The sequence below is a fragment of the Oleiphilus sp. HI0067 genome, from assembly GCF_001635735.1.
This window is the reverse complement of sequence record NZ_LWFI01000989.1, coordinates 1-6610: the sequence shown is the minus strand read 5'-3', so window position 1 is coordinate 6610 and position 6610 is coordinate 1. Positions and strand designations below refer to the sequence as shown.

The following is a 6610-nucleotide window of genomic DNA, read 5'->3' as shown; positions in this document are numbered from 1 at the left end:
ACTGCTAGCTTATCCCTATGGGGAATATACACAAGAAGTGCAAAGCCTCTCACAAGAACTCGGCTATGTAAGTTTTGGACAGCAATCTGGCGCCGTGGGCAATGCTCATGATCTAACAGCATTACCCCGATTCCCGATGACCAACCGTTTCGGTGCGATGAAACAATTTAAGTTAAAACTCGCAAGTTTGCCGCTACATGCGAGTAAGGTCATTCCGAATCAAAAGATCGTTCGACAACCCAGTATAAGCAAAGGCTTAAGATTTGAATTTGATAGGAAGTATGCAGGTATTTCGTGCTTTTTTGAGGGTGATGCAGTATCCATCAAGCAAGAAGAAAACAGTATCATCGTTCAGCAAGAACTTACTCTCCCCGTTGGCCGTTCACGCATTAACTGCACAGCACCATCATCCGAAAAAGGCAGATATTACTGGTATTCGCACGCTTGGATTAGACCGAAAGCGAATGGTGAGTGGTACAAGGAATAAGCACTAGCGTGATGAGATTTTTATCACCACTGCCTAGCCACACAGCTATACAGCCATACAGGAAACACGTTCTAGAGTAGTGATTTTAATACTCAGCACTTCTGCTCAAGAGCACTTTTACTCAGCCCCTTGCTTAGGCCCGGCTCTGCACGGTGCCAAACTATGCGGAGTGAGTTTGTTTACGCGAATCATTTGTCGAATCTCATCAATATAATGCTGACCACGTTCTGAATATCTCGACAACCCCTCGGCAAGCACACAGCCGTGAATGGGCTCGCCATTTGCGCGTGCTTGCGCACGTAAATCTCTCAGCTGAGCGTAGGTTGGATGGGAATTAATATTTCTAAAATACGCATGAACAGAGTCTGTTGGCGAGTCAAACACACGCACTTCATGAATCGCCCCATCATTGCGAGCGGAAGGAACTAAACCGCAGCCTTTGGTAAAACACCATTGACCAAAATAATTATTCCCTTGAGTCGCGAACCGAGATGTTCCCCAGGCGGATTCAATCGCTGCTTGCGCTAACACTAACGATGAGGGAATTTGATCGATCCGAGACAGCAATTGCTCTTTCTCTGGCGCAGTAATCGGAGAGCTAATCTCTAAGCGGTATTTTTTGGCAAGCTGCTCAAGCTCTGTTTGACTCTTTTCGGTTTGAATATCGCTACGTAGTTTTTCCAAACGAACATTTTCTTGTTCCACAATAGGTAAGAAGTAAGAAAAAAACGCGTCTTTCTTTTCTTTTACATTCTTATAGCTGGAGAAGTCTGGGACAGGAGAGCTTACTATGCTGGGCGCATCGAGAGTTTCATCACCCATAAAAAAGGCAAGCACTAACCAGAGAACACTGAGGGCGATAAGTCCGTAAAAGAAAGAAATTTTATCGATTAGCTGTCGCATTAAGATTCCATCTTACTAGCTGAATAATCGTAGAGTGAGGATTCACAACACTCAAAAGTCGAACCTCAATCTTAACATTACCTGTGATGATGACAGATTTATCTCGATAATCTACAGCATAATGATGAGCATTATTAATCCAGAAACTTATACAGAGCACTGCTATCGATTCAGCAAAGTCGAAATTCCTTTCTATACTTAGCGCCAATCAACAGAGAATAGGTGAATTTTCATGCTACACAAAATCCATCGTTTATCTAAAGGCTGTGTTGCCGCGGCTATTGGAATATTTTGTTTCTTGGTCGGCTATAACAATATTGTCGATTACAACACCAACTATCAGTTTGTCGAACACGTCTTATCCATGGATACAATGGAAGCTTGGTTTGCCGGCGAGGAACTTAAATCTCGCGCCATCGAGTCAAGCACCTTAAAAACACTTGGCTATTGGGCCATTATTGCTGCAGAACTGAGCGCTGGAATATTAGGCGTGGCAGCCGCTTTTCTGATGCTAAAGAATACCAACCATGGTGGTTCTCAGTTCCATACAGGACAAGCATTATTTGTGTTGAGTGCAACTATCGCAGTATTGGTATGGTATTTTGGGTTCGGTGTTGTCGGCGCTGAATGGTTTCAAATGTGGGCAAATCAATGGAATGGCCAAATGAAAGCTTACACCTTTGCGACATTCATCTTAATCGCCGCCATTTATATATTGCTTCCATCTCCAAGAGAGTGGGAAGAGACGTCCAACTAATCTCTACGAACTCTATTAACCTAATCTATGCCTACCACTGACTCATCATTTCGTTCGAAAGGCATAAAGGCATACGACCAAAAGCCTGCATTATTTGCAGGCTTTATCGTATTTATATATTTGCTCATATTGATCGTACCAGGTTTATTCAGCTCACATTCCTTTGGCAAAGGAAAAGGACTGAACGACGCATCTGAGATTATTAAGCAGCTTCCATTTGAGATTTTTCTCGTTACAAGTATTGCCCTTGTGATCAGTTTCTTCAGTCAATGGCGACACATTGGTGCTAGAAGCAGTATTAGCGAACGCAGAAAATATATATGGATAGCCATGTGCTTTCCCGGATTAGTTTTATTTGCAGCGATTTCTCAGGCCGAATCTGCTGATCTCACCGACACACTATTTAATAACTTTCCTGTTCAACAACTTGCCCTTCTCGCGCTCATGACACTTCTGATTGGTATGTTCGAAGAACTCTTGTTCAGAGGTGTGCTCCAAAGTGGCATCCATCAAACATTCGGTGAGATCAAGGCCGTTGCGCTTGCCGCGCTCGTATTTGGCTTAGCGCATTATGCAAACTGGGTGCATGGTAAACCGTTTGTAGAAACAAGCTATCAAGTGCTAAGCGCATTTTCATCAGGGCTTCTGCTTGGCGCGCTCAGACTCATGACCGCGAGTATATGGCCTCCTATTCTTGTTCATGGAAGTTGGGATTTTAGTGTCTTGCTACTAGGAAAAGTCGTTGCATTGATGCCGGAATCACACACAGGGGCATCCCTCGTCACCACGGCCTCATTGGCCATCGCGCTAATTGCTAAGCCTATTTTTGGCACATTCTTATTGATGCAATATTGGCAAGCAAACCGTCAAATCCGAAGATAGCTATCGTAATAGAGGAGCAATGAAAATACTCCGCGCTATCTAGAGTGGTACACTTTGCTGAATAAAACGTAACAGTTTCAGCATCGGTCTGCGAGTAGGATTAGCATTATGAACATCAGTGCTGACTTGTTTAGTAATGGTTTTATTTGGTTCACCAACATTCTGGCTTTTGTAGCCTTAGCGCTCGCACTTTTCTTTATTCATTGGAAAGCCATATTTCACGACACACGTGTTCAGCATGTTATTGGCTTTTGTACTGTCGCTCTTATGTTTATCTGGTCCTTAAGAGCTGGCATTTCCGATGGTCTAGGAATCCATTTCTTTTTGATTACAGTTGTGCACCTGCTAATGGGGTGGCAACTAGCAATATGGGTGGCGGCATTAGCGATCTCAGGAACCATTGTATTGGGGCTTGAGTCCCCTGAAGGCTTTGGTATCAACATGTTGGTATCAGTACTAATCCCCTTACTCACAAACTATTGTGTTTGGCTCGCACACGACCGCAGCAAGTCTACACACCCTTTCTCGTTCATCTTCTTAGTTGCTTTTCTCGGAGCGGCCGCGTCAGTGATTACAAGCGGGCTTATGATGACGCTTATTCTATGGAGTCAAAGCATCTACAGCTTTGAGCAAATAACGAATGAATTTTGGGTGTTTATTCCACTCATCGCGGCACCAGAAGCAACGATCAACGGCATGCTCATTAGTATTTTGATTTTTAACCATCCCGAGTGGGTAAGATTGTTTGACCAGAACCGCTATCTTAGTAAACACTCATAAGTTCACCCGCTCTCAACGATTTGAATAAATGACGCAAGAACGCTCGACTATTTATTTAGCTGGCCCAGATGTTTTCTTTCAAGATGATTCTGGCGAAATAAAAAAACAGCTCTGTCACGATGCTGGGTTCACTCCACTCTTCCCTCTTGATAACGAGATTAAACGTGCCGATCCTGCCCCAGACATATTTCAAGCAAACATCGATATGATTGACCGATGCCATATTGTGATGGCAAATATCACCCCGTTTAGAGGACCCAGTTGTGACTTAGGAACAGCGTTTGAGATTGGCTATGCGCGGAAAGCAGGCAAAAAAGTATTCTGCTATAGCTCTGACAGTCGTGAGCTCAAGCAAAGAATCAGTGAGGACTTCCCACATTTCTTACAAGACGGCATGTCTATCGAGGATTTTGGATATATCGACAACTTAATGATCGGCTGTTCTGCACCCATTGATTGCATCGATGACCGAGACGACAAGGCTGCTTTGAAAGCCTTTCAATGCGCACTCGAAAGAGCGCAGTCAGAACAACAATCCGAGTATCTTAGCTAGATCAGTGGAACAGGGTACAAAGAGCGGTAAGCGATCTCACCGCTCTTACTATTATCTCGCACCACATAGACCTCTCAGTGATTAACTATATCGAGCCTGACCGCGATACAAGCCTTGGAACTTCAAGCCTTGGGCATTGTACATTGGATAGAATTTTCCACGGTACTCGACCAGTTCGCCTTGTCCTGTAGCGTTGTGAGCCATTTGAGCTTGAGCCTGACTAGCTGCTTTAGCAGGGCGAGCATCACGTCTGGCAACAGCCTTGTCTTGCTGACTATTTAAAGTAGGCACATCGCCATCAGCATATTGAAGAAGTGTCGCTAAGCTCTCGTTTAATTCTTCTGAGTCAGTCAGCTCGGCATACTCTTGTAACATCTCAATAAACTGCGGGTGAGATAGCTTTAACTTCACGCCGAGTTCGTCCTGCACGAGGTGAATACAGTTGCGTGCAGCAGTGATGGCTGAGGGGTTCAACATCCAACTACGATCGTTCATAACTACTCCTTTAATACGTAGACAATCTAGATTTTTGGCTTTACGTAGCGCACCATCAATGTGCGCAAAATACGTCTCCCGCACCACATAAAAGCAGTCAAGAAACACTTGTAAGCCGTTGATATTCCTAGCCTAGACGAAGATTTTTCACATGCAAAATTTTGTATAAAAAATCGTAGTTCAATACAAAAAAGGTCTGTATACGAAGAAATGTAAGTATGTAGAAAAGAGTAAAACGCGCCCTAATACGAGGCATGGCGCGCGACACAAAAGTCCCAATTAATAGCGAGACTCAGGGAATGCCATTTCTACACGATGATGATCGATGAATATAAATTGAATGGCATGAGTAGTGTTCGGATTATAATCTTCAGGCATTTGTAGACGAATCGGGCCTATTTCGTAATGCTGCCCGTCTTGATCCCAGCTAATCACAACATCGTTACTTTGCAGCACACGAGGATGAAAACCGTTCATACAAAGCGAATCACGTAAGATAATTCCACATGCAAACTTTCGATGAAACTTGGTCACCTCAATTTTCATATTAAAAATATCGCTACGCGTTTGATTAAACACCTCTACAGAATTAAACCGAAACCCCTGCTCTTGTTTTTTTGGTGAGTGAACACACCCACTTAAAATCAGTAATGAGAGGCTTAACGCTATGAAGCACCGCGTCATCTTGGCAATCATCCCTACCATTAGCTATCTAATTCAATAGATAAAGAACCCTGTTTAGCGGAAGCCTCTTCAATCTGTTCATCGCTAGGTACAAAGTCGATTTCTAAGTCAGCCTTGTCAGAGAAGTACTCTGGCAATTCAGCTTTAATCGCTGGCGCTAATTTCTTAAAGTCGCCAACTTGCTTCACTAAATTACCTTTACCACTCAGAAGTTGCCCTTCTGCCTTGGCATAAGATTCTTGCGCGCGATCTAGACCTTTCTTTACACCTTCAAAGCTCACCAAGAAGCCGTTTAGTTTCTTAAAAACACCGTCGGCTTTTTTCGCGAGCTCTGCAGTATGTTTATTCTGATCTTCATAGCGCCACAACTGACGCACGATATTCAAACTGGTCAATAAGGTTGTCGGTGTGGCAACTAATACATTGTTCGCGATCGCTTCTTGGAATAACTGTTCATCCGCTTTAAGCGCCTCAACAAACGCTGACTCGATGGGTACAAACATAAATACGATCTCGGGAGAGTTCATACCCGGCAACTTGTAATAGTCTTTATCCGCGAGTTCTTTGATACGATCGCGCATCGCCCCCACATGCTCATTCAAAGCAATTGCGCGTTCAGACTCATCTTCAGAATTCACATAACGCGTGTAGGCATTCAAAGACACCTTGGCATCCACAATTAAATGTTTGCCTTGAGGAAGGTAAACCACAGCGTCTGGTCTTAAACGACCTTCTTCTGTGTTGAATGACACCTCGCGTTGATAATCCTTACCGAGTTCTAGACCGGAACGCTCTAGTACGTTTTCAAGTACTAACTCACCCCAATTTCCTTGCAGTTTTTTCTGCCCACGCAACGCCGTTGACAGCTCATGCGCTTCGGTCGTAATTTTTAAATTTAGTTCTTTTAGCGTTTCTAGCTCTTGTCGCAATGCTGCGCGCTGTTCATTTTCATGTCGATGATTGTCATGAACTGTTTTCTTAAAAGCATCGATCGAATCTTTGAAAGGGTTGATTGTCGCCGAAAGACTCTGTTGATTGGCTTCTTGTAAGGCCTTCGAGTTTGTTGCCA

9 protein-coding genes are annotated in these 6610 nt (G+C 43.7%); 5 read left to right on the top strand and 4 right to left on the bottom strand.

Annotated elements, in window-relative coordinates:
• The coding region (locus tag A3739_RS29935) for a hypothetical protein (RefSeq protein WP_231877074.1) at positions 1-487 on the top strand (487 nt) is incomplete at its 5' end.
• A gap of 117 nt (positions 488-604) precedes the next feature.
• Here A3739_RS29935 and A3739_RS12900 read toward each other — a convergent pair.
• The gene (locus A3739_RS12900) at positions 605-1390 is read right to left on the bottom strand and encodes a glucosaminidase domain-containing protein (protein ID WP_068473282.1); all 786 of its coding nucleotides are present in this window, start codon (positions 1388-1390) and stop codon (positions 605-607) included.
• A 232-nt stretch (positions 1391-1622) separates the two neighbouring features.
• Between A3739_RS12900 and A3739_RS12895 the strand changes: the two genes are divergently transcribed.
• From A3739_RS12895 to A3739_RS12880, 4 genes are all read left to right on the top strand, one after another.
• A complete protein-coding gene (locus A3739_RS12895; RefSeq protein WP_068473284.1) occupies positions 1623-2147 on the top strand; it encodes a DUF2165 family protein in 525 nt (174 codons plus the stop codon).
• A gap of 27 nt (positions 2148-2174) precedes the next feature.
• Positions 2175-3029, top strand: coding sequence for a CPBP family intramembrane glutamic endopeptidase (locus tag A3739_RS12890; RefSeq protein ID WP_068473287.1), 855 nt, complete (start codon positions 2175-2177; stop codon positions 3027-3029).
• A 108-nt stretch (positions 3030-3137) separates the two neighbouring features.
• Positions 3138-3809: an energy-coupling factor ABC transporter permease gene (locus A3739_RS12885; RefSeq protein WP_068473291.1), complete on the top strand. Its 672-nt coding sequence runs from the start codon at positions 3138-3140 to the stop codon at positions 3807-3809.
• Between the two features lie 28 nt (positions 3810-3837).
• Positions 3838-4362, top strand: a complete 525-nt coding sequence (locus A3739_RS12880; protein WP_068473294.1) for a nucleoside 2-deoxyribosyltransferase — start codon at positions 3838-3840, stop codon at positions 4360-4362.
• Between the two features lie 81 nt (positions 4363-4443).
• Here A3739_RS12880 and A3739_RS12875 read toward each other — a convergent pair whose 3' ends face one another.
• From A3739_RS12875 to A3739_RS12865, 3 genes are all read right to left on the bottom strand, one after another.
• On the bottom strand, positions 4444-4857 hold the full coding sequence (locus tag A3739_RS12875; RefSeq protein WP_156493597.1) for a hypothetical protein: 414 nt from the start codon (positions 4855-4857) through the stop codon (positions 4444-4446).
• A gap of 279 nt (positions 4858-5136) precedes the next feature.
• Positions 5137-5562 (bottom strand): hypothetical protein, encoded by a 426-nt coding sequence (locus tag A3739_RS12870; RefSeq protein ID WP_068473300.1) that lies wholly within the window; start codon positions 5560-5562, stop codon positions 5137-5139.
• Positions 5562-6610 (bottom strand): DNA recombination protein RmuC (locus tag A3739_RS12865; protein WP_156502571.1); only part of this gene is annotated, 1049 nt, incomplete at its 5' end. The genes A3739_RS12870 and A3739_RS12865, both read right to left, overlap by 1 nt.